The following is a 924-nucleotide window of genomic DNA, read 5'->3' as shown; positions in this document are numbered from 1 at the left end:
GTTTTATATATACTTTGAATTAATTTCATTAAATATTTTTTTTTTAGTTTTTATATCAAGTTTTTCTATACAACGATTTAAAGCTAGAATCTATATCTTTATTTTTATATGTATAGGAACTTTTCCTATATTAATAATATTTTTTTTTTTAAATGACCAAAATATAGTATTAATTTTTTCATTAGGATTTTTAATTAAAATCCCAATATTATTTTTTCACCTTTGATTACCTAAAGCTCACGTAGAGGCAAATTTTTACGATTCAATAATTTTAGCTAGATTATTATTAAAGTTAGGAGGGTATGGTTTGATGTTAATAAACTATAGAAGAATAATAAACATATTATTTATTTATAGAATATTAGGAATAATTATTATCTCTTTATACACCCTTTTTTGTACAGACATAAAAATAATTTTAGCATATTCCTCAATTATTCATATAAATGGCATAGTGCTTATAATATTAAGAAATAATATAGAAACAGAAAATATATTTACTTTAATAATAATTAGACATTCTTTTTCTTCATCTATGATATTTTTTATAGTAGGAATAATTTATGAATATACATACAGACGAAATATTATAATCAATAAAAGCACTTTTTTAAATTTCGAAATATTTTTCATAATAATATTTTTTGTTTTATTTGCCAATATAGGTACTCCTCCTTTTATAAATTTTTTTTCTGAAATATATATATATATATCTTTAATAAATTTTAACAACAATATTTTACTAATAGTAACCATAATATTATTATTAACTATTTTATTTAATTTAATCTTATTAAAAAATTTAAGTATAGGTACAATAATAAAATTTTTTAAAATTTATAATTTAAAAATAATAGCAATATTTATTTCTTTAGAACATTTAATATATATAATTACATTTATATAAATTGATTTAGTTTATAA

1 pseudogene is annotated in these 924 nt (G+C 16.7%); it reads left to right on the top strand.

Annotated features, from left to right (window positions below):
- Window positions 1-238: 238 nt before the first annotated feature.
- Window positions 239-907 (top strand): annotated as a pseudogene (locus RC73_RS21605) (proton-conducting transporter transmembrane domain-containing protein); the annotation flags it as partial.
- Window positions 908-924: the final 17 nt, after the last annotated feature.

It is taken from the genome of Shewanella sp. ECSMB14102 (assembly GCF_000813075.1).
Taxonomy (GTDB): Bacteria; Pseudomonadota; Gammaproteobacteria; order Enterobacterales; family Shewanellaceae; genus Shewanella; species Shewanella indica.
Note: the sequence above shows the minus strand (reverse complement) of the source record. Positions and strands in the feature narration are given on the sequence as shown.